This is a genomic window from Micromonospora sp. NPDC047740 (genome assembly GCF_043204735.1).
GTDB lineage: Bacteria > Actinomycetota > Actinomycetes > Mycobacteriales > Micromonosporaceae > Micromonospora.
Genome location: NZ_JBIDCT010000001.1, coordinates 239,646 through 264,392, shown reverse-complemented (window position 1 = coordinate 264,392; position 24,747 = coordinate 239,646). Strand labels below are relative to the sequence as shown.

Sequence of the window (24,747 nt, the reverse complement as noted above, 5' to 3'; positions counted from 1 at the left end):
GGTCGATGTAACGAAGAGCGCCGCCGGAACGCTGCGGGCCCGCCGGTGCGCGAGTCAGGCCGGTCAACGCGGACAAACCAAGCGTGGAGCGGCGATTCCTGGCCGATCGTACCCGAGCCGTCACGGTCCGCCAATCGACACCCGGGGCCGCCGGCCGTTCGGCGCAGGACGGTCGGACCGCCCACGCGCCCCGACGGGAGAGATCGCGGGAAATACTTCCGGGCACCACTGGGTACGGTATGGAGGTGTTGTCTTCGGAGGTCGTGCTCAGCGGTCGGTACCGCCTGGATGACCGTGTCGCCACCGGCGGCATGGGTGACGTCTGGCGTGCCACCGACCTGGTGCTGGGCCGTCGGGTCGCGGTGAAGGTCCTGCTTCCCGCGCTGGTTTCCGACCCCGATTTCATCGCCCGCTTCCGCGCCGAGGCGCGGATCATGGCGTCCCTGCGTCACCCGGGCGTCGTCCAGGTCTTCGACTGCGGCGAGGACGAGCTGCCCGACGGCGGCCGGGCCGACTACCTGGTCATGGAGTTCGTCGACGGCGAGCCGCTCTCCCGGCGGATCCAGGAGGCCGGCCAGCTCGAGGTCGCCGAGACGATGTCCATCGTGGCCCAGGTGGCCCAGGCCCTGCACGGGGCGCACACCCGGGGCATCGTCCACCGGGACGTGAAGCCGAGCAACCTGCTGGTGCAGCAGGACGGCACGGTCGTGCTGGTCGACTTCGGCGTGGCCCGGTCGACCAACGTCACCAGCATCACCAGCGCCAACGCCGTGCCCGGCACCGCGCTCTACATGGCACCCGAGCAGGCGGCCGGCCGGCCGGTCTCCGGCGCCACCGACATCTACGCGCTCGGCGCCGTCGCCCACTGCTGCCTCACCGGCAGCCCGCCGTTCACCGGCGACAACCCGCTGCAGGTGGCGGTCCGGCACCTGGACGACGAGCCGCCGGAGCTGCCGGCGGACATCCCGCAGCCGGTCCGCGACCTGGTCGCCCGGGCTCTCGCCAAGGACCCGGCCGACCGCTTCCCGGACGGTGCGGCGATGGCCGCGGCGGCCCGGGCGGCCATGGCCGGGGCACCGACCGCGACGGTGCCGGTGACGCTGCGCGGGGCGGTCGGGCCGGCCCCCGGCCGCGACGACCTGACCGTCGCGGCGCCCCTGGCCACGGTGGCGCCCGCCGGCCGCCGGGCCCGGCGCGGGACCCTGGTCGGCGCGCTGGCCGCGGTGCTGGTCGCGCTGGCCGCCCTGGGCGCGGCGCTCGGCGCGGCGCGGAACACGGGCGAGCCGGGCATCACCATCGAGAGCACCCCGCCGGCCGTCGCGCCCAGCGACGTCGCGGAGTCGCCGGCGGCGACCGAGACCAGCCCCGACGAGGTGACGCGGCCGCGCCGGCCGGCCCGGCCGGACAACAGCCCCTCGGCCTCGGCGAGCCCGACCCCCACCCCGTCCTTGACCGCGTCCGTGGAGCCGTCGGCGTCCGAAGCGCCGCCGAGCGCCTCGACATCGCCGTCGATGGAGCCCAGCCCGGCAGGCTCGCCGTCGGACGGCCAGCCGTCACCGGGCGACAGCGCCAGCGCGCAGACCAACGTCAAGGTGGATCAACAGCCCCGCGCGGGCGGCTGATCCGCCGAAAGCAGGCGAGCACACCGGGGCAACCCGGCCGGGCCGGCCCCGCATCCGCTGCGGGACCGGCTCGGCGTTCCGGGTCCGTTGCCGGTCACTCCGCGCCCAACGCCTCCACCACCGGCCGGGACAGCGCGCGCCGGGCCGGGAGGACGGAGGCGGCCAGCGCGGCCAGCACCGCCACGCCGAGGATCAGGGCGATCCGCGCCGGCGGCAACACCAGGATGAAGCTGCCGCCCACCCGGGCCACCACGGCCATCGCGCCGGCGGCGACCGCGGTGCCGAGGGCGACGCCGAGCACCGCGCCGACCAGCGCGATGAGCACCGCCTCGACGGCCAGCGCGGCCCGCATGCCGCGCCGGGTCAGCCCCACTGCCCGCAGCACCGCGTTCTCGCGGGTGCGTTCCACCACGGACAGGGTGAGCGTGTTGGCCACCCCGACCAGGGCGATGACCACCGCCAGGCCGAGCAACGCGGTGACGAAACCCAGCACCATGTCCACCGTGCCGGTGAGCATCTTCTTGTACGCCGCCTGGTCCATCAGGTTGACCGTCGGGTAGTCGGCCAGCACCTGGGTGAGCGCCGCCTTCGCGGTCGCCGGGGCGACCCCCGGCGCCGGGTCCACCTCGGCGAGGTAGCCGCGCTGCGCCGGGAAGAGCCGGGTGAAGTCCGAGTCCACCACCTCGACCACGTACCCGGCCGGGACCGGGCTGCCGGCCAGCGGGGCGTCGTCGGCGCGCACCACCGCGGCGATCCGGAACTGCCGGCCGGCGAGGGTGACGGTCTGCCCGACCGTCCAGCCGCGCGCCGCGGCCAGCTCCCGGTGCACCAGCACCGCACCGGGCCCGAGCCCGCCCGCGTCCCCGGCGTCGACGCCGGTCAGCGTCCGGCGCACCAGCGCCGGGTGCGCCGCGCGCAGCTGCACCCCGTCGGCCACCCGGCTGCGCTGTTCGTGCACCACGCCCAGCTCGGGGCGGGCGGCCAGCGCGCCGGCCAGCGGGGCCGGCAGGTCGCCCCCGATGCCGGTCACCACGAAGTCCACCCCGACCTCGGCGTCGACCGCGTCCTCGATGCCCCGCTTGGCGCTGGCCGCGCCGACCACGAAGGCGGTGACCAGCCCGATCCCGATCACCAGCGCGGTGGCGGTGGCGGCGATCCGGCGCGGGTTGCGGACGGCGTTGGCGACGGCCAGCCCGGCGGTCGCGCCGAGCAGCGGGCGCACCGGCCGGCCGAGCAGGCGGACCAGCGCCGGCACCAGCACCGGCCCGAACAGCACGATCCCGAAGAAGGCCAGCATCCCGCCGAGCGCGACCAGCGCCACCTGGCCTGCCGCGCCGGCGCCGAGCAGGGCGGCCACACCGGCGGCGAGCGCCAGCGCACCGGCCGCGAGCCGGATCCGTCCCGCCCGCCGGGCCGGCTGCACCGCCGCGTCGGTCAGCGCCGCCACCGGAGCGATCCGGGTGCCCTGCCAGCTCGGCACCGCGGCGGCACCGACCGTCATCAGGGTGCCGAGGAGGAGGCAGAGCAGCACCGTCGCGGGGCGCATGGTGAGCGGACCGCCCGCCGGCGCGTTCTGGGCCGACATCAGGGCGTCCAGCCCGACGGCCAGACCGACCCCGGCCAGCACCCCGACGGCCGACGCGACCAGCCCGGTCACCGCCGCCTCCAGCAGGGTGGCCCGGAACACCTGGCCGCGGGTGGCGCCGACCAGCCGGAGCAGCGCGGTCCGCCGGGTGCGCTGGGCCAGCACGATGGCGAAGGTGTTGGCGATGACGAAGCCGGAGACCACCACGGCCACCGCGGCGAAGGTGAGCAGGAAGGCGCTGAACTGCCGCAGGTTCCGGACGCTGTCCTCCACGGCCTCGTCGAGGATCCGCTGCCGGTCCTTGACCACCACGCCGGGCCCGACCGCCGCCCGGACCCGCTCGACGAGCGCGGCGCGGTCCACCCCGGGCCGGGCGGCGACGAGGATCCGGTCGTACCCGCGCTGGCCGCTGACGGCGAGAGCGTCGACGCCGGCCAGCCCGATGTACGGCCCGCCGACGTCCCGCGAGGTGCCGTCGACGTCGACGGTGCCGACCAGGGTGTACGGCCGGGCCGCCCCGGTGGCGCCGCCCACGCGGACCGGCGAGCCGAGCCGGAAGCCCTGCTCGGCGACGGTCGGCGCGTCGAGGACCAGTTCGCCCGGGCGCTGCGGCAACCGGCCGGCGACCACGTCGTACGACTGCACGGCCGGGTCGGTGGGGACGGCGGCGAGGACGGCGTAGCCGAGCACCGGGCGGCCGTCGGCACCGACGACCCCGCCCGAGCCGAGCAGTTCGCCACCGGCGGCGGCCACCTCGTCGACGGCCCGCACCCGGTCCACCAGGGCGGCTGGCAGCGGCTTGTCGTCCTGGCCGTACACGCCGAGATCGGTGTGCCGGTCGAAGGTGCCGGCGCGGGCATACGCCCCGGCGCGGATGCCGTCGGTGAAGATCAGGGTGCCGGCCACGAAGGCGACCCCGAGGACGATCGCCAGCGAGGAGAGCAGCAGGCGCAGCCAGTCGGCACGGACCTGGCGCAGGGTCAGGCGCAGCATCCCGCTCACCGCCCCACCGACGGCGCGAGGGCGCCGGCCGGGTCGAGGCGGGTGAGCGCCTCGCGCACCTGCCCGACGGTGGGCCGGACCAGTTCGTCCACCACCCGGCCGTCGGCGAGGAAGACCACCCGGTCGGCGTAGCCGGCGGCCACCGGATCGTGGGTCACCATGACCACGGTCTGGCCGAGGGTGTCGACCGCCTCGCGGAGCAGGCGCAGCACCTCCGCACCGGAGCGGGAGTCGAGGTTGCCGGTGGGCTCGTCGGCGAACAGCACCCAGGGGCGGGTGATCAGCGCGCGGGCCACCGCCACCCGCTGCTGCTGGCCGCCGGAGAGCTCGGCCGGCCGGTGCCCGAGACGGTCGGCCAGGCCGACCGCGGCCACCACCTGCCGCAGCCAGGCCGAATCGGGCCGACGGCCGGCGATGGCCAGCGGCAGCACGATGTTCTCCTCGGCGGTGAGGGTCGGCAGCAGGTTGAACTTCTGGAAGACGAAGCCGATCCGCTCCCGGCGCAGCAGGGTCAGCCGGCGATCGTCGAGCCGGGCCAGGTCGGCGTCGCCGATCCGGACCGTGCCGGCGGAGGGCCGGTCGAGGCCGGCGAGGCAGTGCATGAGGGTGGACTTGCCGGAGCCGGAGGGGCCCATCACGGCGGTGAAGCGGCCGGCGGCGAGGTCGAGGTCGACGCCGTCGAGGGCGACGACGCGGGACTGCGCGGAGCCGTACTCCTTGCGCAGGCCTCGGGCGGCGACGGCGACGCCGGTGGTCGTGGGTGCGACGGACACGTGTTGCTCCCCGTGTGGAGACGTTCATCTGACGCCTCCGACGCTATGCGCGACACCGCCCTGTCGATCTCCACCTGCGCGCTCGATCCTGGTACGCCGGCGGTCGCCCCGGACCGGGTGGACCCGTACGACCCAGGTCGTACGCCGGGTCAGCCGCCCGGCGTGACCAGCCCACTCTCGTACGCCAGCACCACCGCCTGCACCCGGTCGCGAAGCTGGAGCTTCGCCAGGATCCGGCCGACGTGGGTCTTCACCGTCGCCTCCGCGACGTGCACCCGGCCGGCGATCTCGGCGTTGGACAGCCCCTGCGCCACCAGCAGCAGGATCTCCCGCTCCCGTTCGGTGAGCTGCGCGAGCCGCGGGTCCTCGGTGGGGGCCGGGCCGAGCTGGCCGGCGAACCGGTCGAGCAGCCGCCGGGTGATCGACGGGGCGACCACCGAGTCGCCCTCGGCGACCACCCGGATCGCGGCGAGCAGGTCCTCCGGCGGGACGTTCTTGAGCAGGAACCCGCTGGCCCCCGCCTGGAGCGCGGCGAACGCGTCGGCCTCGGTGTCGAAGGTGGTGAGCACCAGCACCCGCGGCCGCCCGGCGGGCGGCCGGGCGCAGATCCGCCGGGTCGCCTCCACCCCGTCCATGGTCGGCATCCGCAGGTCCATGACGACCACGTCGGCCTCGACCCGGTCCAGCACGCGCAGCGCGTCCGCGCCGTCGATCGCCTCGCCGACCACCGCCAGGTCGGGCTGGGAGTCCAGCACCATCCGGAACCCCGCGCGCACCAGCGCCTGGTCGTCGACGATCACCACCCGGACGGTCATGCCGCCTTCCCTTCCTCCGCACCGGGTGTCGACGGTAGCGGCAGCCGCGCTTCGACCCGCCATCCCCCGGCCAGCGCGGGACCGGCGGTGAGGCTGCCGTCGTACACCCCGACGCGCTCGCGCATGCCGACCAGGCCGTGCCCGCCGGACGGCGCCGGCCGGACCACCGGCCGGCCGCGCCCGTCGTCGACCGCCCGGACCACCACGGTGTCCGCGGACCAGTCCAGGCTCAGCTCGACGGACGCACCCACCCCGGCATGCTTGAGCGCGTTGGTCAGCGACTCCTGCACCACCCGGTAGACGGTCAGCTCCAGGCCCGGCGGCAGGGGGACCGCCGCGCCGGTGGCGGCGCAGCTCACCCGCAGGCCGGCGGCGCGGAAGCGGTCCAGCAGGTGGGGCAGTTCGACCAGCGCCGGCCGGCGGTGCGCCGGCTCGGCGGACAACTCGCCGCCGGGCGCGGCCGCCGCGTCCGGCACGGCCGCCGGCTCCGGCCGGCTCGGCTCCCGCAGCACGCCCACCAGCCGGCGCATCTCCTCCAGCGCCTGCCGGCCGGTGTCCGCCACCACCTTGGCCGCCTCCCGGGCCGTCGCCGGATCCCGGTCGATGGTGAACCGCACCCCGTCCGCCTGCACGATCATCACCGCCATGCTGTGCGCCACCACGTCGTGCAGTTCCCGGGCGATCCGGGTGCGCTCCTCGGCCACCGCTGCCCGGGCCTCGGCCTCCCGCTCCCGTTCCAGGGTGGTGGCCCGCTCCTCCAGGCTCAGCACGTAGAGCCGCCGGGTCCGCACGTTCAGCCCCATCAGCCACACCGCACCGGTGACCAGCCCGAAGTAGATCGCGCTGGCCCACCAGGCGGCCGGGCCGCGCACCTGGAGCGCGGCCAGCACCACGCCGGCCGCGGCGACCACCCCGGCGAGCACCCCGTCACGGAGCCGGTCGGCGTACTTGACCACGCTGTAGAGGGCGATCAGCACGCCGACGTCGTAGCCCAGCGGCCCCCAGCCGACGATCACCTGGGTGAGCGCGAGCGCGGCCACCACCGCGGCCACCGCCGACGGGTGGGTACGCCGGAACAGCAGGACCAGCGCCATCACGATCCCGACGCAGGTGGCCTTCCAGCCACCCGGCTGGGCGACGCCCCCGGCGACGGCGAAGAGCGCCACCAGCCCGGAGACGGCGGCGTCGAAGGCGACGCTGCGTAGCGGGCGCCCGAAGATGATGCGGTCCACGGTCACCCAGCGTACGGGGTAGGTCGACCATCGATGCTCACCGCTACTGCGCGGCGACGCTCACCACGTGCCGCCCGCCCCGGGTTCACCGCGCCCGGACCCACGCCGGTCGGGCCCGGCCGTCAGCTCATCGGCAGCCGGTAGCTGCGCTCGCCGCCGCCCGCGGCGGTGACCAGCCGCACCTCGCCCGACTTCAGGCCGTATACCACGGACCAGCGGGTGTGTGCCTGCCGGACCGAGCCGAGCAGCCGGAGCGCGCTCGGGGCGTCCACGGTCCCGCCGGCCCGGTCCAGCGCCTCGGCCAGCACGCCGTACCGATGATCGCGCCGCAGGTCCCGGTCGGCCACCCCGACGGCCGGCACGTTGGTCAGCGCCTGCCACGCGCCCCGGCCCTTCTCGGCCCGCATCTCACCGTCGACGAACTCGACCACGGCGGACGCCCCGGTGGCGTCGGCGAGCAGGTAGTGCAGCGGCGGGCCGCCGTCGAAGTCCAGGTTGTAGCGGCCGAACACGGCGATCGCCTCGTCCACCGTGGCGGCCCCGTCGAGCACCAGCCGCAGGATGCGTACGGAGCCCACGGTCGGCCGGCCCGGCACCGGGCGCGCGGTCGCGCCGTCGTCGGCGGCCAGCCCCACGGCCAGGCCGCGCTCGTTCATCCCGTCGAAGGGCAGCAGCGGCGCGTTGAGCAGCCGCCGGTCCCCCGCCGGGTCGGCGCCGACACCGAGGTACGAGATGTCCACCACGGAGATCGAGGCGTACCCGTCCGGCGGGTCGGTCCGCAGCACCAGGGCCGGGTTCGAGTCCCAGTCGAAGTTGCGGGCGAACAGCGGCCGGGTCCGGTCGCCGAGCGCGGCGAACAGCGAGCAGCCGAACGGGCTCGCCTCGGGGGTGCCGGAGATGCCGACCGTCGGGTCGTAGTCCCCGACGTAGGTCATCTCGTACAGCGGCAGGTCGTCCACCCGGCGCAGGCTGGCCAGGGTCCGCTCGACCTGGCCGGCGTCCTGCCGGGAGGCGGTCGGGGTGCCGGCCGGGGACGCCGCCGGGGTCCGTTGGCTGGCGGCGCAGCCGGTGCCGGCGAGCAGCAGGGCGAGACCGGTGGCGAGCAACGTCCTCCGCATGCCGACGACGCTAGAGAAGGCAGCGACAGTTGTCCATCGGGTCAGCGGGCGGAGATCCGGGCCAGCTGCTCGTCGATCGCCGCGGGGGTGAGGGCGGGGCGACCGCCGGGGTGGCCCACCGTCGCGCCGGCCGCGGCGACCGCGTGCCGGGCCACCTGCTCGTACGGCTCGCCGCGGAGCAGGCTGACGGTGAGCGCCGCGACGAAGGCGTCCCCGGCGCCGGTGGTGTCCACCGTGGGCGTGTCGCTGATCGGCACGAAGCGTTCCCCGTCCGGCCAGACGAAGGCGTTCCCCTCCCCCGCCACCTCGACCGCAACCAGCGACGGCCCCCGGGCGAGCAGCTCCCGGCCCGCCCGCAGCCCCGTCCCGGCGTCCTTCGGCGGGTCGCCCACGATCAGCTCGACCTCCCGCGCGTCGGCCCGCAGCACGTCGGCCAGGGCGAGCAACTCCGTCGCGCCCGCCGGGTCCGCCGGCGCGCCGTCCAGCACCACCAGCCGGTCGGCCTCGCGGGCGCACCGGGCCGCCGCGAGCGCCGCCGGCAGCGGCTGCTGGAGTTGCACGAGCACGGCGCGGGCCGCCGAAAGCACCTCGGCCGCGCCGGTCACGTCGGCCTCGGTCAGCAGGGTCGCCTCGGGGATGTCCTCCAGGTAGCGCCAGTGGGCGTCGGCGTCCACCACGTCGACGATCAGCGCGCTGGGGGTGCCCGCCCGGCGCAGCACGGGGGCCACGTCGATGCCGTCGCTGCGGGCCTGGCCCAGCAGCCGGTCGCCGACCTCGTCCTCGCCGACCACGCCGAGCAGCCCGGGCCGGACGCCGAGCTGGGCCAGCCCGACGGCCTGGTTGGCCCCCTTGCCGCCGAGCAGTTCCCGGCGGCGGCGCACCGGAGCCGTACGGGACGGACCGGGCACCTCGTCCACCACGAGGACGAGGTCCCGGCACACCTGCCCCACCACCAGCGCGTCCAGTCCGGCCATGCCCGGTGATACCCCGGCCGCCGCCGGTCACGCCCCCGGGCTACCGGCGCGTGGCGGCGAACATGAAGCAGCCGTACACCACATTGCGGCTGTGCAGCCGGTCCACCGCCGGGTCGGCGAGCAGTTCGGTGATAACGGCCTCGGGCTCGTCGCCGTCGTGGAGCCGGCCGCCCACGATCCGGCCCCGGCGGTCGTAGGCCCGCAGCACCTGGGGCCGGCCCCGCCAGCCGGGCGGGTAACCCGGCCCGTGGTCGGGTCCGGGGCAGTCACCGTCGTGCGCGAAGACCGGCCCGACCTCACGGTACGGGCCGGCCGGCAGCGGTGGGGCGTACCCGAACAGCAGCAGCGGCTCGCCCGCGCCGGCGTCGCGCAGGCAGCAACGCAGCGGTTCGCCGCCCTCGGCGGTGCGGCGCTGCGGCGGCTGGCCGGACGCGTCCCGGTCGGTGCGCCGCACCTCGGCCAGCACCTCGCCCGGCATCGGCTGGATCAGGTACCCGGTGGACGTCGTCATGCGCCCAGCCTGGCGCGGTCCGGCGGTCGGTGCTGGCGGCGATCGGACCTCGCGTTTCGCGCCGTGAGCCGCCCGGTCCCGCCGGGGCGGCCGGCGGCTACCCCGGCAGCGGCGCCTCGTCCCCACCCCGGGCGCGGCGCGGGTTGACCATACGGCGGACCACCGGCGCGGTGTTCCACCGCGCCGCGCCCACCAGGTCCCGGACGTGCTCGAACACGGTGTAGTCGGGCCGGGCCAGCCCGTCGGCGATCGCCCGGTCCAGGTCGTTGCCGCACCGGCTGAGCACGCCGTCGAAGTCGCGACGGACCGGGTCGAGCAGGTGGTAGCCGTAGGAGCGGTGCAGGCGGGCGAAGAACGGCTTGTAGAGCCGGGCCCGCTCGTGCAGCCCGGACGAGTACGACATCGGGTGCTTCGGCCGCCGCCGGACGTAGTCGGGCAGCAGGTCGGCGAAGGCCTGCCGAAGGATCCACTTCTCCTGCCCGTCGCGCAGCTTGAGCTCGAGCGGCAGCCGCATCGCCAGCTCCACCAGGTTCAGGTCGAGGAAAGGCACCCGGGCTTCCACGCCGTGGCCCATGCTGGCCCGGTCCACCCGCTGCAACTCGGTCCGGCCGAGGTTGCGGATCTTGTGGAGGAAGAGCCGGCGGGACCGTTCCGGGCCGACCTGGTGATACATCGGGTAGCCGCCGAAGAGTTCGTCCGACCCGTCGCCGGTGAGCACCACCTTGATCCCCAGCTCGTGCAGCCGGCGGAAGATCGGCACCGAGACGACCGCGTTGATGATGTCGCCGTACTCGGTCAGCTCGGAGATCCGGATCGCCTCCCGGATGTCGGCCAGCCGGATGTCGCGTGGGCGCAACTCGATCACCTCGTGCGGCACGCCGAGGTCGGCGGCGAGTCGCCGCGCGTACGCCACGTCCGGGCTGCCCGGCACGCCGATGGTGATCGCGAGGCAGTCCGGGTGCAGCTGCCGGGTGTGCAGCAGCGCGAGCGAGCTGTCCAGACCGCCGGAGAGGACCACCCCGACGGTGAGGTCGGTGTCGAGCCGCACCCGGATGCTGTCGGTGAGCGCGACCCGGACGAGCAGGGCGGCCTCGTCCGGGTCGTCGATCACCGGCCGCCCGGCGCCGAGGCTGTGCAGGTCCACGTACGGGCGCAGCCGGACCGCCCCGTCGGGCTCGGCCCAGCCGTGGTGCCCGGGCGGGACCTCGCTGATTGGGGCGCCGTGCCCGACCAGCGCCTTCACCTCGGACGCCAGGTGCAGGCAGCCCGGGCTGCGGGACCAGTAGAGGGATTTCACGCCGAGGGGGTCACGGGCCAGGTAGGCCCGGCCACTGGCCCGCTCCACCACCACGAAGGCGTACTCGCCGCGCAGCCGGTGCACCGCCTCCTCGCCCCACTGCCGGAACGCGGCGAGCACCACCTCGGTGTCGCTGACGCTGTCGAAGGTGTACCCGAGCCGGGTCAACTCGGCGCGCAGCTCATGGTGGTTGAAGACCTCGCCGTTGTAGCAGAGCAGGTGGCGTTTGTCGGGCGTGACCCAGGGCTGCACCGCCCGCTCGCGGTCCACGATCCGCAGCCGCCGTACGCCGGCCAGCAGGCCGGCCTCCTGCCGGGTCTCGGTGACCTCGCCGCGTGGGGCGAGGGCGGCGAGCATCCGCCGGAAGGTCGCCGGATCGGCCTCCGGGCCGATGCTCAACGCGATCCCGCACACGCTCCGCTCACCCGCCCATCTCGGCCTCGTACGCCCGGCGGAACCGGAGCCGGGCGGTGGGCGCGAGACAGAGGTGCCAGGCCTGGCCCTCGTCGACCACGTTGATCTCGCCGGCCTCCTGGCGGGCCAGCAGCAGGTCGGCCAGCGCGTCCCGGACGCCGAACCGGGCGAACCAGGCCATCTCCACGTCGGCCGCCCAGCCGAGGCAGTGCCCGCTGGGCACCATGGCGGCGTATCCGAGACGGCGCAGCCGGTACTGGTGCTCGGCGCTGCGGGCGAGGCTGGTGACCCAGAGCGGCGGGGTGGCCGGCGGGCTGGCCGCGGCGAACTCCCGGGCGACGTCGTTGAGCAGGGCGATCACCTCGCGGCGGGCCCGGCGGAACATCAGCCCCGCGGTGTACGGGGTGGAGTCGGGCAGCAGCCGACGGCGTACCGCCCGCAGCCCGCGGCCGAGGACGGTGGCGGGCTGTTCCTGGTAGCGGAAGGCGAGCAGTCCGCGCCGGCGCAGCCACTCCAGGTCGACGAGGTCGGTGGTCGTGTCGACCTGGCTGTCGGTGAGGAAGGCCGGGGTGTCCCGCCACCACATGACGTCGATGCGGGAGAGCAGGTAGATCCGGACCAGCGCGGTGAGGTCGTGCGCCGAACTGCGGACGTTGGGCTGGTAGCGGGTCATCTCCAGCAGCAGGGTCTCCCGGGCGCCGACGAATCCCTGTGGGGTGGCGTTGAGGACCGCGGCGATGGCCGGCTCCCGCAGTCGCTGATCCAGCAGCACCTGGCGGGCGTTGGTCGAGGAGGCGTCGGCCAGGGCGGCGACCTCGACCAGCAGTTCCGCCACCGCCGCCCGGTACGCGGTGAGGTCCGGCTGCCCGGGCACGGGGCACCGGCCGACGGCGGTGGGCGCTCGACGGGCGGCGGTGGGCGCAGGGGCAGTGGGAGCGGAGGTGGTGGGCGCGGCGGCGGTGGGCGCAGGGGCAGTGGGAGCAGGGGCGGTGGGCGCGACCGCGGGGGCGGTGCGCGCGACGGCTTGCCCGGGCTGCTGGCCGGGGCTTCGGCTGGGCACTCGCATGATCGGGTCCCCTCTCCGGGCGGACACGGCGTGATTGCACCTGGATCCACCGTAAGCACCCGAATCGGGAAGCTTCCGAACAATCCTCCTATCTCCCCCGAATAGCCCTCATTCGGGGCGGCCCGGCCCTAACTTCCCGTCAACCCCTGCACCCACCCGTACGAGGGCACGGCGGGCAGGTCGGCGTCCCGGCCGGCGCGGACGGCGTCGGCGAGGTGCAGCGCCGCACCCAGCGCGGCCCGGAACAGCAGGGAGCCGGTGCTGACCCGGGCCACCCCGAGCCGACCCAGCGCGGCCAGGCCCGGCCCACCGGGCCGGTGCAGCACGTTCAACGGCCGGCCGACCTCCGCCGCCAGCAGCCCGACGGTGTCGTCCGGCGCGGCGGGAACGAAGAACCCGTCGGCGCCCGCCTCCCGGTACGCCCGCGCCCGATGCAGGGCCTCGTCCAGCGGCTCGGGCACCCCGAGCCACCAGGCGTCGGTGCGGGCGTTGACGAAGAGCCCCGGCACGGCGGTCTTCACCGCGGCGACCTTGGCGGCGGTCAACTCCGGCGGCGCGAGCGTGCCGTCGGGGCGGCCGTCCTCCAGGTTCACCCCGACCACCCCGAGCGCCGCCAGCTCGGCGACGTAGTCGGCCACCGCCGCCGGGTCGTCGCTGAAGCCGCCCTCGACGTCGACGGTGAGCAGCACCGGCAGGTCGCGCAGCCGCCGGGCGAGGTCGAGGTTGTCGCCCCCGGTGGCGCCGGCCCCGTCCGGCTTGCCGCCCGCCGCGGCGACCCCGAGGCTGGTGGTGCCGATCGCCGGATGCCCTGCGGCGGCCAGGGCGGCGGCGGAGGCGTGGTCCCACGCGTTGGGCAGCAGCACCGGCCGCCCCGGCCGATGCAGCGCGCGAAAGGCGGCGCCCCGCTCACTCACCAAAGATCACCTCAATCATCATCAGCGGCACCCCCCGGGTTGATCATGAGGTTGGCGGCAGTCGCGGAGATCTACATCGCCGCCAACCTCATGATCATCGGAAGCGGGGTGGGTGGTCAGGCGCGGGCGGGGCCGGTGTCGCGGGAGGGGGGTGGGGCGAGGGCGGCCGGGGCGAGGCCGAGGGCAGCGGCCAGGGCGGGGCCGCCGGCCGGGGTGAGGCGGATCGCGCGGCCGGTGCCGCGGACCGTCCAGCCGAGGTCGAGGAAGCGGGCGCACAGGGCCGCACCGAGCGCGCCGGCCAGGTGCGGGCGGCGTTCGGTCCAGTCCAGGCAGTCGCGGACCAGGGGCCGCCGGCCGGTGCGCAGCGGCTCGACCGGCACGCCGATCCCGGCCAGCCAGGCCACGCCGGCCGGGGTGAGCGCCAGGCCGCCCGTCCGGTCCAGCACCCCACGGTCCAGCAGCGCGTCGTGCACCAGCACGCCGAGCCGGCCGGCCAGGTGGTCGTAGCAGGTCCGGGCGTACGCCAGGGCGGCGCCGGCCGACGCGGCGCGCAGCGTACGGGCCGGGACCGGCGGGGCGGGCACGTGCCCGGCGAGGTCCTCGATGAGCTGAGCCACCGACGGCCCGGCGAGGCGGACGTACCGGTGCCGCCCCTGCCGCTCCTCCACGAGGAGCCCGCCGTGCACCAACCGGGTGAGGTGATCGCTCGCCGTGGAGGGGGCCACCCCGGCGGCGCGGGCCAACTCCCCCGCCGTCCAGGCACGCCCGTCGAGCAGGGCCAGGCAGAAGCTGGCCCGAGTGCGGTCGGCGAGCAGCGCGGCGAGCCCGGCCAACGAGCGGCCGTCGGTGCTGGTGGTGGTCATCCACCCATGCTGGCACGGGCACGGTTCGGCGCCGGCCGACCCGTCCGGCCGCTCTTTACAACGTTGTATCCAACGTTGTAGAAACGGGTGCACCGCAGTGACCTCCGTCAACCCTCGAGGCAGGCCTGATGGGACACCTCCACCGGGGCGGCGCGTTCGCCGCCGTACTCGCACTGGTGCTGACCACGGCGGCCCCCGCGCCGGCCGCCGCCGCACCCGACCGCTACCGCAACCCGATCTCCGCCGGCTACGCCGACACCTTCGCCGACCCGGTCGTGGTCCGTGGTGACGACGGCCTCTGGTACGGCTTCGGCACCTCCGACCCGCTGCGCGAGGGCGAGCGGCGGGCACACCGGGTGCCCATCGCCCGCTCCGCCGACCTCGTCGACTGGACCTACGTCGGCGACGCCTTCGCCCCCGACCAGCGGCCGTCCTGGGCCGCCCCCGGCGCGATGTTCTGGGCCCCCGACGTCCGTCGGGTCGCCGGCCGCTGGGTCATGTACGTGACCGTCACCGACACCACGGTCTCCGGCGACACCTTCGACACCGCCATCGGAGCGGCCACCGCGCCCACCCCGGCCGGCCCGTGGACGTTCGCCGACGCACCGGTGGTCGCGCCGCGCCCCGGCGGCGGGGGCGGCTACCTCTGGACCATCGACCCCAGCCAGTTCACCGACGTCGACGGCCGGAACTACCTGTACTACGGCAGCTACTACGGCGGGCTCTCGGTCACCGAGCTCTCCCCGGACGGGCTGACCGCCGTGGGCACGCCGACCCTGGTCGCCATCGACAACAAGTTCGAGGGCAGCTACGTGCTGCGCCGCGACGGCTGGTACTACCTCTTCGCCTCCACGGCCAACTGCTGCGCCGGGCCGGCCACCGGCTACTCCGTCCAGGTGGGACGCGCGCGCAGCCCACGCGGCCCGTTCGTGGACCAGGACGGGCAGCGGCTGGACGTCTCCCGGGCCGGGGGCACCCCGGTGCTCACCCAGAACGGCAACCGCTGGATCGGCACCGGGCACAACGGTGTCCTCACCGACCTGTCCGGACAGGACTGGATCGTCTACCACGCGATCGACCGGGCCGACCCGTACCTGGACGAGCCGTTCGGCATCAACGAGCGGCCGATGCTGCTGGACCGCCTCGACTGGGTGGCCGGCTGGCCGACGGTGAACGCGGGCGCCGGCCCCTCCGACGGTCACCGGCCCGCGCCGGTCACCACCGGCCGCCTAGACGCCCGCTTCGACTCGGCGGACCTCACGGGTTGGCGGGCCGCGGGCGCCTGGCGGGTGGCCGACGGGCAGGTCACCGGCACCGGCGCGCTGACCAGCCGTACCGCCGTGGGCGGCGACGTGCGGGCCGAGGCCGACCTGCGGTTGGCCGGCGGGGAGTCGGCCGGGCTGCGGCTCGGCGCGGTGGAGGTGCGGGTCGGCGGCGGCCGCTTGACGGCCCGGGAGGCCGGCGGGACGGCGGCCGAGGCACCCCTGCCCGCCGGGCTCGACCTCACCGACCGGCACAACCTGGCCGTCGAGGTACGCGGCCGGCAACTCGTCGCGCAGCTGAGCCCGGCCCGGCTGGGTGACCAGCTCGCCGTGGTGGCGCTGGAGCTGGCCCGGCCGGCGGCCGGCCCGCTGGCGCTGCTGGCCGCCGGGGCCGCCGGTTTCGACAACGTCAGCCTGGCCCGGCTGTACCGGCCGGTGCGGCACACCGTCGCCCCGCCGGCGGTCGGCCCACTGCTGCCCGGGTACTCGGACGAGTTCACCGACGGCCTCGATCCCGCCTGGCGCTGGATCCGGCGCAACCCGACGGCCAGCGTCACCGACGGCGCGCTGCGCTGGCCGGTGGAGTCGACCGACCTGGTCGGCACCGGCAACACGGCCGGCGTGCTGCTCCGCGACGCGCCGACCGGGGACTACGTGGCGGAGACGAAGGTGACCCTCGACCTCGGTACGGACGCCGTCCGCAACTACCAGCAGGCCGGCATGATCGCGTACGTGGACGACGACCGGTTCGCCCGGCTGGCCCAGGTGGCCATCTGGAACACCCGCCAGGTCGAGTACGGCTACGAGCTGCCCTTCGCCGGCCAGCCGGTGTACGGCGGCTCCATCCTCGGCACCCCGGCCACCACCACCTGGCTGCGGCTGGCCCACCACGTCGACCCGGCCACCGGCGAACACGAGTTCCGGGCCGGCTCCAGCCGGGACGGGCAGCACTGGACCTGGGGCGCGGTGTGGACCTTCCCGGCCGACACCACGCCCCGGATCGGACTGGTCGCGCAGGGCGGCGCCCAGCCGGCGGTCACCGCCGAGTTCGACTACCTGCGGTTCCACCGCTGAGCCCGGAAGTCCGGGGCCGTCCGCAGCCGGGCGGCCCCGGACGGCTCAGCAGGCCGGGCGCGGATGCACGGAGACCAGCTCGCTGACGGTACGGGTGTCGCTGTCGTAGCTGCGCGCGGCGACGAACTCCCCGGCGGGGCGGTCGAGGCCGGCCAACGCCCGGGCCCGGCGGCGGTCGGCGTCCCGGAACCGCAGCGCCAGGCTCAGGTGCGGGATCCAGCGCCCCGGCAGGTGCCACGGGCGCGGGCCGGGCGCCCCGGCGAGCACGTCCCAGACGGCACCGTGCAGGGCGAGCAACTGCGGCGCGGGCCGGACCAGCCAGACCAGCGGGGCGCTCCCGTCGAGCACCGCCACCCGGTCGAGGCGGGCGGGCAGGGGCAGCGCCGCGTCGCAGAGGTCGGCGAGGCGCTGCTCGGCCCCGGGTGGGAACTCGTCGACCGAGGCGAGGGTCAGGTGCGGGCGGTTGGTGGGGTGGATGTTGCGCGCCAGGCTGGGCAGACCGGCCTCGGCCAGCCGTCGCCAGGCCGCCCGTACCGCCTCCTCCAGCTCCGGCGAGCAGAGCAGTTCGACCGTACGCACGCCGTCAGGCTAGTCGCCAACGGTGTGTCGGGACGCCCCGTGGGGAATGCTCGCCGGATGAGCGTGCTGACCGAGACCGACGAACGCCACCTGCGCCGGGCCATCGCACTGGCCGCCGCCGCCCGGGAGGCCGGGGATGGCCCGTTCGGCTCGTTGCTGGTCGACACCGACGGGCGGGTGCTGGCCGAGGAGGTGAACACCGAGCGCACCGACGACGACATCACCGCGCATCCGGAGCTGAAGCTGGCCCGCTGGGCGGCCCGGCACCTGGCCGCCGACGCGGCGGCCGTCGCGACGATGTACACGAGTTGCCAGCCCTGCGGCATGTGCGCCACCGCCATCGAACGCTCGGGCCTGGGCCGGGTCGTGTACGCGCTCAGCGCCGAGCAGTTGGCCCAACTGCTCCCGGCGCCCCCGCCCGCCCCGGTGGCCTACGCCGGCCCGGCGCTGCTCGCCGAGGCGCGGGTGCCGTTCGAGACGGGCTGAGCCGGTCAGAGCCAGCCGGCCTCGCGGGCGACCCGGACCGCCTCGGCCCGGTCGGCGGCACCGAGCTTCTGCACGCAGGCGGCGAGGTGGTTGCGTACGGTTCCGGCCGCCAGGTGGGTACGCCGGGCGATCACGGCGACCGGTGTGCCGTACTCGGCCAGGCGCAGGGTCTCCAGCTCCCGGGCGGTCAACGGGCAGTCGGGCAGGGTCAGCGCGTCGGCGGCGAGCGCCGGGTCGACGTACCGGGCCCCGGAGTGGACCCGGCGGATCACGTCGGCGAGTGCTCCACCGGGCGCGCCCTTGGGCAGGAACCCCCGGGCTCCGGCGGCCAGCGCGGGGCGCAGCTGAGCGGGGCGACCGTGGCCGGTCAGGATCACCACGGCGCAGGCGGGCAGCACGCGGGCCAGTTCGGCGGCGGCCTGGATCCCGCCGGGCGGCGGCATCTGAAGGTCCAGCACGGCCACGTCCGGGCGGTGCGCCAGCGCGGCCGTCACGGCGGCCCGGCCGTCGGCGGCGTGCGCGACCACCTCGATGTCCGGCTCCAGGCCCAGCAGGGCCGCGAGGGCGAGCCGGATCAGCTCCTCGTCGTCGGCGAGCAGCACCCGGATCACGACGGCACCGGCAGGGTGGCCACGAGGCTGAACACCCCGTCCTCGGTGCGGGTGCGCACGGTGCCGCCGGCCGGGCCGAGCCGGTCGGCCAGCCCGCGCAGGCCGCCGCTGTGCTCGTCCGGTCCGTCGCCGCGGGCGCCGTCGTTGCGTACGGTCATCGTCACCAGGCCGTCCTCCCGGGTGATCTCGATCCGGCACCAGTCGGCCCGGCTGTGCCGCAGCACGTTCGTCCCGGCCTCCCGCAGCACCGCGGCCAGGTCGGCGGCGACCGCGGCGGGCAGGTCACCGTCGGGCGGCACGACCGTGCAGCGCACCCCGCTGGTACGCAGCACCTCACCCACCGCGGCCACCTGCTCGGCGAGGTCGACGGTCCGGTAGCCGTGCACGGCCGCGCGTACCCGGTGCAGGGCGGACCCGGCGAGGCGCTGCACCTCGGCGGCCTCCCGGCCGGCGCGGCCGGCGTCGACGGGCGCGACGCGGGCGGCCAGTTCGGCCTTCAGCGCGATCACCGTCAGGTCGTGGCCGAGCAGGTCGTGCACGTCCCGGGCGAAACGCAGCCGCTCCTCGGCGGCGGCCAGCCGGGCGCGGGCGGCCTGGCCCTGCCGCGCCTCGACGAGCAGGTCCCAGAACCACACCTGCACCCAGGTGACCGCGGCGACCCCCAGGCCGACGCCGCCGGTGACGAGCAGCGCGTGGCGTACCGGCACGCCGGCCCACCCGGCCACCACGACGGAGACCACGAGCATCGCGGCCATCGCGACGGTGGCGGTCGCCGGCCGGAACAGCAGCGGCAGCATGCCGACCAGCGACGCGCCCAACCAGGCCCAGGTCGGCCAGGTGCCGGCGGCGACCGGGCCGACGAGCGGCACGCTCAGCAGGGTGGCCACGGCCAGCGCGGCGTGCCGTCGGCGCCGCCGGTCGCCGGCGAGCCAGGGGGTGACCGCCGCGTGGACCACACCCGCCTGGGCGGCGACGAACGCGAGGAGCCCGACCGCGCCGAGGGCCCCGCGGACCGGGTCCGGCTCGCGGGCCAACCCGACACCCGGCAGCAGCAGGGTGGCACCGAGGTTGGTGGCCAGCGACGCCAGGGTCAGATGCCGGGCCCGGCGCAGCCGGCGGTCCGCCGCCTCGACCGTCATGCCCGCCGATCCTAGGTAAGTTGCCCGTCCGGTTCACCCCTGCGGAGTGTCATCGCCGCACCGTGCGTCCCGCACGGATCCCGGTGAGTTGTGCGCGGGCCGGCCGGGCGGCCGGTCGGGGCAGGGTCGGGGCATGACGGAGACGACGGCACGCGTACCCCGGAAATCGGCCCACGACGGCCGCCGGCTGGCGCGGCACCTCGCCGAGATGGTCGCCGCGATGCTGGCGGGCATGCTGCTGCTCGACCCGGTGTGGCGGGCGGGTGCCGCGGTGCTGGGCGGCGCGGACGTCCTCGCCCGGACGGACGTGGCGGCGCTGGTGATGGCGACGGACATGGCACTCGGGATGGCCGCCTGGATGTGGCACCGCGGTCACCGACGGGTCGCCGTCGTCGAGATGGTGGCCGCCATGTACGTCCCGTTCCTGCTGCTCCTCCCGCCCTGGTGGGCCGGGCTGGTCGGGGACCACGGGCTGACGCTCGGCGGCCACCTGCTGATGCTGCCCGCGATGGTGCTGGTGGCGCTGCGGCACCGCCACGCGCCTGCGGCACCGCCCCGCCGGCACCCGGCCGCCGCGGCGCTGGCGCGCCGGTGGCCCACCGCGCTCGCCCTGCTGATGACCCTGGACCTCTGGATCGCGCCGGCCGTGCTCGCCCCGTGGACGTTGCTCGTGCTGCCGGCCGGTTACCTGCTGCTCGGCACCGGGCGCCGGCAGTGGCGCGACCGACGGGCCCTCGCGCTCCAACTCGCCGGGCTGGCCGGCTGGGGCGGGCTGGCCGCGGTCGCCCTATTCGTGCCGGACGGCGTCGGCGGCGCGCTGGTGGCCGCCGGCTGGCTGACGCACGCCGCGTGGGACCTGGCGCACCACCGCAGCGGCCGGGTGGTCCCGCGGGCGTACGCCGAGTGGTGCGCGGTGCTGGACGCGGCGGTGGGGATCACCATGGCGCTGGCCCTGCTGGGCGGATGAGCGCGACTCGGTGTGCCGGTCGCCGCGCGGCCCGGTCGGCGGTGATGAAAGGCTTGCCGCATGAGTTCCGCACCAACGCCGACCAACCCCACCAGCCCTGCCGCCGACGACCCGGCCACCACCTTCGCAGACCTCGGGCTGCGCACCGAGCTGCTGAACGCGCTGGCCGCGCTCGGCTACGAGGAACCGACCCCGATCCAGCGGGAGGCGATCCCGCCGCTGCACGCCGGCCGGGACCTGCTGGGCCAGGCGGCGACCGGTACGGGCAAGACGGCGGCGTTCGCCCTGCCGCTGTTGCAGCGGATGCCGGACGAGCGGCCCGGCGGCGAACCGGTGTCGCTGGTGCTGGTGCCCACCCGGGAGCTGGCCGTGCAGGTCTCCGAGGCGTTCCACCGGTACGGCAAGGACCTGGGCACCCGGGTCCTGCCGATCTACGGCGGCCAGCCGATCGGCCGGCAGCTGCGGGCGCTCGACCTGGGCGTGGACGTGGTGGTGGCGACGCCGGGCCGGGCGCTGGACCACATCGCCCGGGGCACTCTGCGGCTGGATTCGCTGGCCACGGTGGTGCTGGACGAGGCGGACGAGATGCTCGACATGGGCTTCGCCGAGGACATCGAGGCGATCCTGGAGCACGCCCCGGCCGACCGGCAGACGGTGCTGTTCTCGGCGACCATGCCCGCGCGCATCGACGGGCTGGCCCGCCAGCACCTGACCGACCCGGTCCGCATCCAGATCGAGCGGGAGCGGCCGGTGGCCGGCGAGGCGCCCCGGGTGCGGCAGAGCGCGTACCTGGTGGCGCGGGCGCACAAGCCGGCGGCGCTGGGCCGGGTGCTGGACGTGGAGTCGCCAACCGCGGCGATCGTGTTCTGCCGCAGCCGGGAGGAGGTGGACCGGCTCACCGAGACGATGAACGGCCGGGGCTACCGGGCCGAGGCGCTGCACGGCGGGATGAGCCAGGAGCAGCGGGACCGGGTGATGGGCCGGCTGCGGGCGGGCACCGCCGACCTGCTGGTGGCCACCGACGTGGCGGCCCGCGGCCTGGACGTCGAGCAGCTCACCCACGTGGTGAACTACGACGTGCCGTCGGCGCCCGAGTCGTACGTGCACCGGATCGGCCGGGTGGGTCGGGCCGGCCGGGAGGGCGTGGCGATCACCCTCGCCGAGCCGCGCGAGCACCGGATGCTCAAGACCATCGAGCGGGTCACCGGCCAGCGGATCGCCGTCGACAAGATCCCCACGGTGGCGGACCTGCGTACCCGGCGGCTGGAGCTGACCCAGGCGGCGCTGCGGGAGTCGCTGCTGGAGGACGACCTGGAGCCGTTCCGGGCGATCGTCGAGTCGCTGACCGACGAGTTCGACCTGATGGAGGTGGCGCTCGCCGCGGTGAAGCTGGCCCACGAGGCCACCCTGCCGGGCACTACCGACGAGGAGGAGGAGATCCCGCAGGTCGCGGTCCGGCCGTCCCGAGAGGGCCGACCGGGGTACGAGGGCCGGGAGCGGCGCGGCGGCGGCCGGCCGAGTGCCGGCGGTACGACGCAGGTCTTCATCGGGCTCGGCCGGCGTGCCGGGGTCCGGCCGCAGGACCTGGTCGGGGCGATCACCGGGGAGACCCGGGTCAGTGGCCGGGACATCGGCTCGATCGAGATCGCCGACCGGTTCTCCCTGGTGGAGGTCCCGTACGCGGTCGCCGACGAGGTGATCCGGGGGCTGCGCGGCAGCACCATCAAGGGCCGCAAGGCCACCGTGCGTCGGGACCGGGACACCGACGGCGGCGAGCGCCGCTTCGACGGCGAGCGGCGGGAGCGGCGCGGCCCGGATCTCGACGGCGGTGCGCGGCGGGAGCGCCGGGACCGCTGGTGAGCACGGCGGAGGCCCCCGGTCGAACGACCGGGGGCCTCGTTGTGCCGGGCGAACGGGTCAGGCCGCGGCGAGCGGCTGGCCGCCCAGGGTCTCCGCGTCGACGTCGGCCGGGCGCAGCGCCAGGGCGAGCACGTCGGCGACATCGGCGAGGGTGTGGATGGTCAGCGCCTCGCGTACCTCGGTCGGGAGGTCGTCGAGGTCCGGCTCGTTGCGCTTCGGGATGATCACCTCGGTCAGGCCGGCCCGGTGGGCGGCGAGCAGCTTCTGCTTCACGCCGCCGATGGGCAGCACCCGGCCGGAGAGGGTCACCTCACCGGTCATCCCGAACTCGGGGCGGACCGGTCGGCCGCTGGCCAGTGAGGCCAGCGCGGTGACCATGGTGATGCCGGCGCTGGGGCCGTCCTTGGGCACCGCGCCCGCCGGGACGTGCAGGTGGATCCGCCGCCCGGCCAGGGCGTTCGGGTCCAGCCCGAGCCGCCGCCCGTTCGACCGCAGGTACGACAGGGCGATGTGCGCGGATTCCTTCATCACGTCGCCGAGCTGGCCGGTCAGGGTCAGCCCCGGCTCGCCCTCCATGCTGGTCGCCTCGATGAACAGCACGTCGCCGCCGGCACCGGTGACCGCCAGTCCGGTGGCCACGCCGGGCACCGCCGTCCGCTCCGCCGACTCCGGGGTGAACTTCGGCCGGCCCAGGTAGCGGGCCAGGTTGTCGGTGTCCACCCGCACCGGGGCCGGGTCGGCGGCCAGCGCGACCGCCACCTTGCGCAGGATCTTGGCCAGGGCGCGTTCGAGCTGCCGGACGCCGGCCTCCCGGGTGTACTCGCCGGCGATGAGGGCCAGGGCCTGGTCGGCGATGGTCACCTCGTCGGCGGTCAGCCCGGCCCGCTCCCGCTGCCGGGGCAGCAGGTGGTCCCGGGCGATGGCCACCTTCTCGTCCTCGGTGTAGCCGTCCAGCGTGACCAGCTCCATCCGGTCCAGCAGCGGGCCGGGGACGGTCTCCACCACGTTGGCGGTGGCCAGGAAGAGCACGTCGGACAGGTCGAGGTCGACCTCGAGGTAGTGGTCCCGGAAGGTGTGGTTCTGCGCCGGGTCGAGCACCTCCAGCAGGGCCGCCGCCGGATCGCCGGCGTAGCCGACGGCCAGCTTGTCGACCTCGTCGAGGAGCACGACCGGGTTCATCGAGCCGGCCTCGCGCAGGGCACGGACGATCCGGCCGGGCAGCGCGCCGACGTAGGTGCGGCGGTGACCGCGAATCTCCGCCTCGTCCCGGACGCCACCGAGGGAGACCCGGACGAAGTTGCGCCCGAGCGCCCGGGCGATCGACTCGCCGAGGCTGGTCTTGCCGACGCCGGGCGGGCCGGCCAGGGCGAGCACCGCGCCGGAGCCACGCCCGCCGACCACGCCGAGGTTGCGCTCGGCGCGCCGGTTGCGCACCGCCAGGTATTCCAGGATGCGATCCTTCACGTCGGCCAGGCCGGCGTGGTCGGCGTCGAGCACCGCGCGGGCCGCGCCGAGGTCGGTGTTGTCCTCGGTACGCGTGCTCCACGGCATCTCCAGCACCGTGTCGAGCCAGGTGCGGATCCAGCCGGCCTCCGGCGAGGCGTCGCTGGCCCGCTCCAGCTTGCCGACCTCACGCAGGGCCGCCTCGCGTACCTTGTCGGGCAGGTCGGCGGACTCGACCCGCGAGCGGTAGTCGGCGGAGCCGTCCGGCTCGTCCTCACCGAGTTCCTTGCGGATCGCGGCGAGCTGCTGGCGGAGCAGGAACTCCCGCTGGGACTTCTCCAGGCCCTCCCGGACGTCGCTGTTGATCTGCTCGGTGACCTCCTGCTCGGCCAGGTGGTCCCGCACCCAGCCGACCAGCAGCTCGAGCCGGGCGGTGACGTCCGGGGCGGCGAGCAGCTCGGTCTTCTGCGCCAGGCTGAGCCAGGGCGCGTAGCCGGCCGCGTCGGCCAGCTCGGAGAGGTCGGTCATCCGCTCCATGGCGTCGATGACCTGCCAGGCGCCACGCTGCTGGAGGACCGAGGTCATCAGCGCGCGGTACTCGCGGGCGAGTTCCCGGGCGCGGCCGGCCGGTGCGGGTTCGTCGAGTTCGGTCGCCTCGACCCAGAGGGCGGCGCCCGGTCCGGGCACGCCGGAGCCGATCCGGGCCCGGGCGAGGCCACGGACCACGGCGGCGGGCTCGCCGCTGGGCAGCCGGCCCACCTTCTCGATGGTGGCGATCACGCCGACGGAGCCGTACTCGCCGTCGATGCGGGGCACGGCGAGCAGCTTCTTGTCGCCGCTGGCGCGGGCCGCGTCGACCGCGGCCTGGGTGGTCGGGTCGAGGGTCACCGGGATGACCATGCCCGGCAGCAGGACGGCGTCGGTGAGGGGAAGTACCGGAAGAGTTGCCATCGAACACCTGCTATCACGTTGAGTTGAGCGTGTCTGACTCAAGTTACAAACCGTGCCCCTTGTTCCGGGATGTGACCCACGCCACTCATTCGCATCCGCCCACTGCCGTACACAGGGCCCGAGAGAGCCATTCCGCCGGCGGATTAGCCGACCCGCCGAATGGCGAAGGTCGGTTATTGTTGCGAAATT

Annotated in this window: 20 protein-coding genes; 5 read left to right on the top strand and 15 right to left on the bottom strand. The window is 75.7% G+C overall.

Going from position 1 to position 24,747, the window contains the following annotated elements:
• Positions 1-245: 245 nt before the first annotated feature.
• A complete protein-coding gene (locus tag ACGF4F_RS01245; RefSeq protein WP_357435744.1) occupies positions 246-1,622 on the top strand; it encodes a protein kinase in 1,377 nt (458 codons plus the stop codon).
• 94 nt (positions 1,623-1,716) lie between these two features.
• Here ACGF4F_RS01245 and ACGF4F_RS01240 read toward each other — a convergent pair whose 3' ends face one another.
• The 11 genes from ACGF4F_RS01240 to ACGF4F_RS01190 all read right to left on the bottom strand — a co-directional run bounded on the left by ACGF4F_RS01240 (position 1,717) and on the right by ACGF4F_RS01190 (position 14,186).
• Entirely contained in the window at positions 1,717-4,200 is a 2,484-nt protein-coding gene (locus tag ACGF4F_RS01240) for an ABC transporter permease (RefSeq protein ID WP_357435974.1), read from the bottom strand.
• 5 nt (positions 4,201-4,205) lie between these two features.
• Positions 4,206-4,982: an ABC transporter ATP-binding protein gene (locus ACGF4F_RS01235; RefSeq protein ID WP_357435746.1), complete on the bottom strand. Its 777-nt coding sequence runs from the start codon at positions 4,980-4,982 to the stop codon at positions 4,206-4,208.
• A gap of 149 nt (positions 4,983-5,131) precedes the next feature.
• Positions 5,132-5,797: a response regulator transcription factor gene (locus ACGF4F_RS01230; RefSeq protein ID WP_357435748.1), complete on the bottom strand. Its 666-nt coding sequence runs from the start codon at positions 5,795-5,797 to the stop codon at positions 5,132-5,134.
• The gene (locus ACGF4F_RS01225) at positions 5,794-7,035 is read right to left on the bottom strand and encodes a histidine kinase (RefSeq protein WP_357435749.1); all 1,242 of its coding nucleotides are present in this window, start codon (positions 7,033-7,035) and stop codon (positions 5,794-5,796) included. Before ACGF4F_RS01225 ends, ACGF4F_RS01230 begins: the two co-directional genes overlap by 4 nt.
• Before the next feature lie 116 nt (positions 7,036-7,151).
• The gene (locus ACGF4F_RS01220) at positions 7,152-8,147 is read right to left on the bottom strand and encodes a linear amide C-N hydrolase (protein ID WP_357435750.1); all 996 of its coding nucleotides are present in this window, start codon (positions 8,145-8,147) and stop codon (positions 7,152-7,154) included.
• A gap of 41 nt (positions 8,148-8,188) precedes the next feature.
• Entirely contained in the window at positions 8,189-9,121 is a 933-nt protein-coding gene (locus ACGF4F_RS01215; protein WP_393073707.1) for a PfkB family carbohydrate kinase, read from the bottom strand.
• A gap of 40 nt (positions 9,122-9,161) precedes the next feature.
• A complete protein-coding gene (locus ACGF4F_RS01210; protein WP_357435754.1) occupies positions 9,162-9,632 on the bottom strand; it encodes a DUF1203 domain-containing protein in 471 nt (156 codons plus the stop codon).
• A 97-nt stretch (positions 9,633-9,729) separates the two neighbouring features.
• Entirely contained in the window at positions 9,730-11,343 is a 1,614-nt protein-coding gene (locus tag ACGF4F_RS01205) for an asparagine synthase-related protein (RefSeq protein WP_357435755.1), read from the bottom strand.
• A 7-nt stretch (positions 11,344-11,350) separates the two neighbouring features.
• Positions 11,351-12,409, bottom strand: a complete 1,059-nt coding sequence (locus ACGF4F_RS01200; protein ID WP_357435757.1) for a hypothetical protein — start codon at positions 12,407-12,409, stop codon at positions 11,351-11,353.
• A gap of 128 nt (positions 12,410-12,537) precedes the next feature.
• Positions 12,538-13,323: an isocitrate lyase/phosphoenolpyruvate mutase family protein gene (locus tag ACGF4F_RS01195; RefSeq protein WP_357435759.1), complete on the bottom strand. Its 786-nt coding sequence runs from the start codon at positions 13,321-13,323 to the stop codon at positions 12,538-12,540.
• 116 nt (positions 13,324-13,439) lie between these two features.
• Positions 13,440-14,186, bottom strand: a complete 747-nt coding sequence (locus ACGF4F_RS01190) for a helix-turn-helix domain-containing protein (protein WP_357435761.1) — start codon at positions 14,184-14,186, stop codon at positions 13,440-13,442.
• Between the two features lie 128 nt (positions 14,187-14,314).
• Here ACGF4F_RS01190 and ACGF4F_RS01185 point away from each other — a divergent pair, with 128 nt between their 5' ends.
• Entirely contained in the window at positions 14,315-16,522 is a 2,208-nt protein-coding gene (locus ACGF4F_RS01185; protein ID WP_357435764.1) for a family 43 glycosylhydrolase, read from the top strand.
• A 45-nt stretch (positions 16,523-16,567) separates the two neighbouring features.
• On the opposite strand, the gene ACGF4F_RS01180 is transcribed toward ACGF4F_RS01185, so the two are convergent.
• Positions 16,568-17,101, bottom strand: coding sequence for a 2'-5' RNA ligase family protein (locus tag ACGF4F_RS01180; protein ID WP_357435766.1), 534 nt, complete (start codon positions 17,099-17,101; stop codon positions 16,568-16,570).
• Between the two features lie 57 nt (positions 17,102-17,158).
• On the opposite strand from ACGF4F_RS01180, the gene ACGF4F_RS01175 reads away from it, so the two are divergent.
• Positions 17,159-17,587, top strand: a complete 429-nt coding sequence (locus ACGF4F_RS01175; protein ID WP_357435768.1) for a nucleoside deaminase — start codon at positions 17,159-17,161, stop codon at positions 17,585-17,587.
• Between the two features lie 5 nt (positions 17,588-17,592).
• Here ACGF4F_RS01175 and ACGF4F_RS01170 read toward each other — a convergent pair whose 3' ends face one another.
• Together ACGF4F_RS01170 and ACGF4F_RS01165 are read right to left on the bottom strand one after the other, a co-directional pair.
• Positions 17,593-18,198, bottom strand: coding sequence for a response regulator transcription factor (locus ACGF4F_RS01170; RefSeq protein WP_357435770.1), 606 nt, complete (start codon positions 18,196-18,198; stop codon positions 17,593-17,595).
• On the bottom strand, positions 18,195-19,337 hold the full coding sequence (locus tag ACGF4F_RS01165; RefSeq protein WP_357435772.1) for a histidine kinase: 1,143 nt from the start codon (positions 19,335-19,337) through the stop codon (positions 18,195-18,197). The genes ACGF4F_RS01170 and ACGF4F_RS01165 overlap by 4 nt, the downstream gene beginning before the upstream one ends.
• Before the next feature lie 133 nt (positions 19,338-19,470).
• Between ACGF4F_RS01165 and ACGF4F_RS01160 the strand changes: the two genes are divergently transcribed.
• Both ACGF4F_RS01160 and ACGF4F_RS01155 read left to right on the top strand, forming a co-directional pair.
• On the top strand, positions 19,471-20,304 hold the full coding sequence (locus ACGF4F_RS01160; RefSeq protein ID WP_357435774.1) for a hypothetical protein: 834 nt from the start codon (positions 19,471-19,473) through the stop codon (positions 20,302-20,304).
• A gap of 60 nt (positions 20,305-20,364) precedes the next feature.
• Complete coding sequence (locus tag ACGF4F_RS01155; RefSeq protein ID WP_357435776.1) at positions 20,365-22,164, top strand: DEAD/DEAH box helicase; 1,800 nt, start codon at positions 20,365-20,367, stop codon at positions 22,162-22,164.
• Positions 22,165-22,221: 57 nt separating this feature from the next.
• Here ACGF4F_RS01155 and lon read toward each other — a convergent pair whose 3' ends face one another.
• Positions 22,222-24,558: an endopeptidase La gene (lon, locus tag ACGF4F_RS01150; RefSeq protein WP_393073696.1), complete on the bottom strand. Its 2,337-nt coding sequence runs from the start codon at positions 24,556-24,558 to the stop codon at positions 22,222-22,224.
• Between the last annotated feature and the right edge of the window lie 189 nt (positions 24,559-24,747).

Coding starts and splice junctions, on each gene's coding strand:
- ACGF4F_RS01220 (WP_357435750.1), bottom strand. CDS start 8,147: ATGCGGAGGACGTTGCTCGCCACCGGTCTCGCCCTGCTGCTCGCCGGC.
- ACGF4F_RS01215 (WP_393073707.1), bottom strand. CDS start 9,121: ATGGCCGGACTGGACGCGCTGGTGGTGGGGCAGGTGTGCCGGGACCTC.
- ACGF4F_RS01200 (WP_357435757.1), bottom strand. CDS start 12,409: ATGCGAGTGCCCAGCCGAAGCCCCGGCCAGCAGCCCGGGCAAGCCGTC.
- ACGF4F_RS01210 (WP_357435754.1), bottom strand. CDS start 9,632: ATGACGACGTCCACCGGGTACCTGATCCAGCCGATGCCGGGCGAGGTG.
- lon (WP_393073696.1), bottom strand. CDS start 24,558: ATGGCAACTCTTCCGGTACTTCCCCTCACCGACGCCGTCCTGCTGCCG.
- ACGF4F_RS01165 (WP_357435772.1), bottom strand. CDS start 19,337: ATGACGGTCGAGGCGGCGGACCGCCGGCTGCGCCGGGCCCGGCATCTG.
- ACGF4F_RS01230 (WP_357435748.1), bottom strand. CDS start 5,797: ATGACCGTCCGGGTGGTGATCGTCGACGACCAGGCGCTGGTGCGCGCG.
- ACGF4F_RS01160 (WP_357435774.1), top strand. CDS start 19,471: ATGACGGAGACGACGGCACGCGTACCCCGGAAATCGGCCCACGACGGC.
- ACGF4F_RS01190 (WP_357435761.1), bottom strand. CDS start 14,186: ATGACCACCACCAGCACCGACGGCCGCTCGTTGGCCGGGCTCGCCGCG.
- ACGF4F_RS01175 (WP_357435768.1), top strand. CDS start 17,159: ATGAGCGTGCTGACCGAGACCGACGAACGCCACCTGCGCCGGGCCATC.
- ACGF4F_RS01240 (WP_357435974.1), bottom strand. CDS start 4,200: ATGCTGCGCCTGACCCTGCGCCAGGTCCGTGCCGACTGGCTGCGCCTG.
- ACGF4F_RS01155 (WP_357435776.1), top strand. CDS start 20,365: ATGAGTTCCGCACCAACGCCGACCAACCCCACCAGCCCTGCCGCCGAC.
- ACGF4F_RS01185 (WP_357435764.1), top strand. CDS start 14,315: ATGGGACACCTCCACCGGGGCGGCGCGTTCGCCGCCGTACTCGCACTG.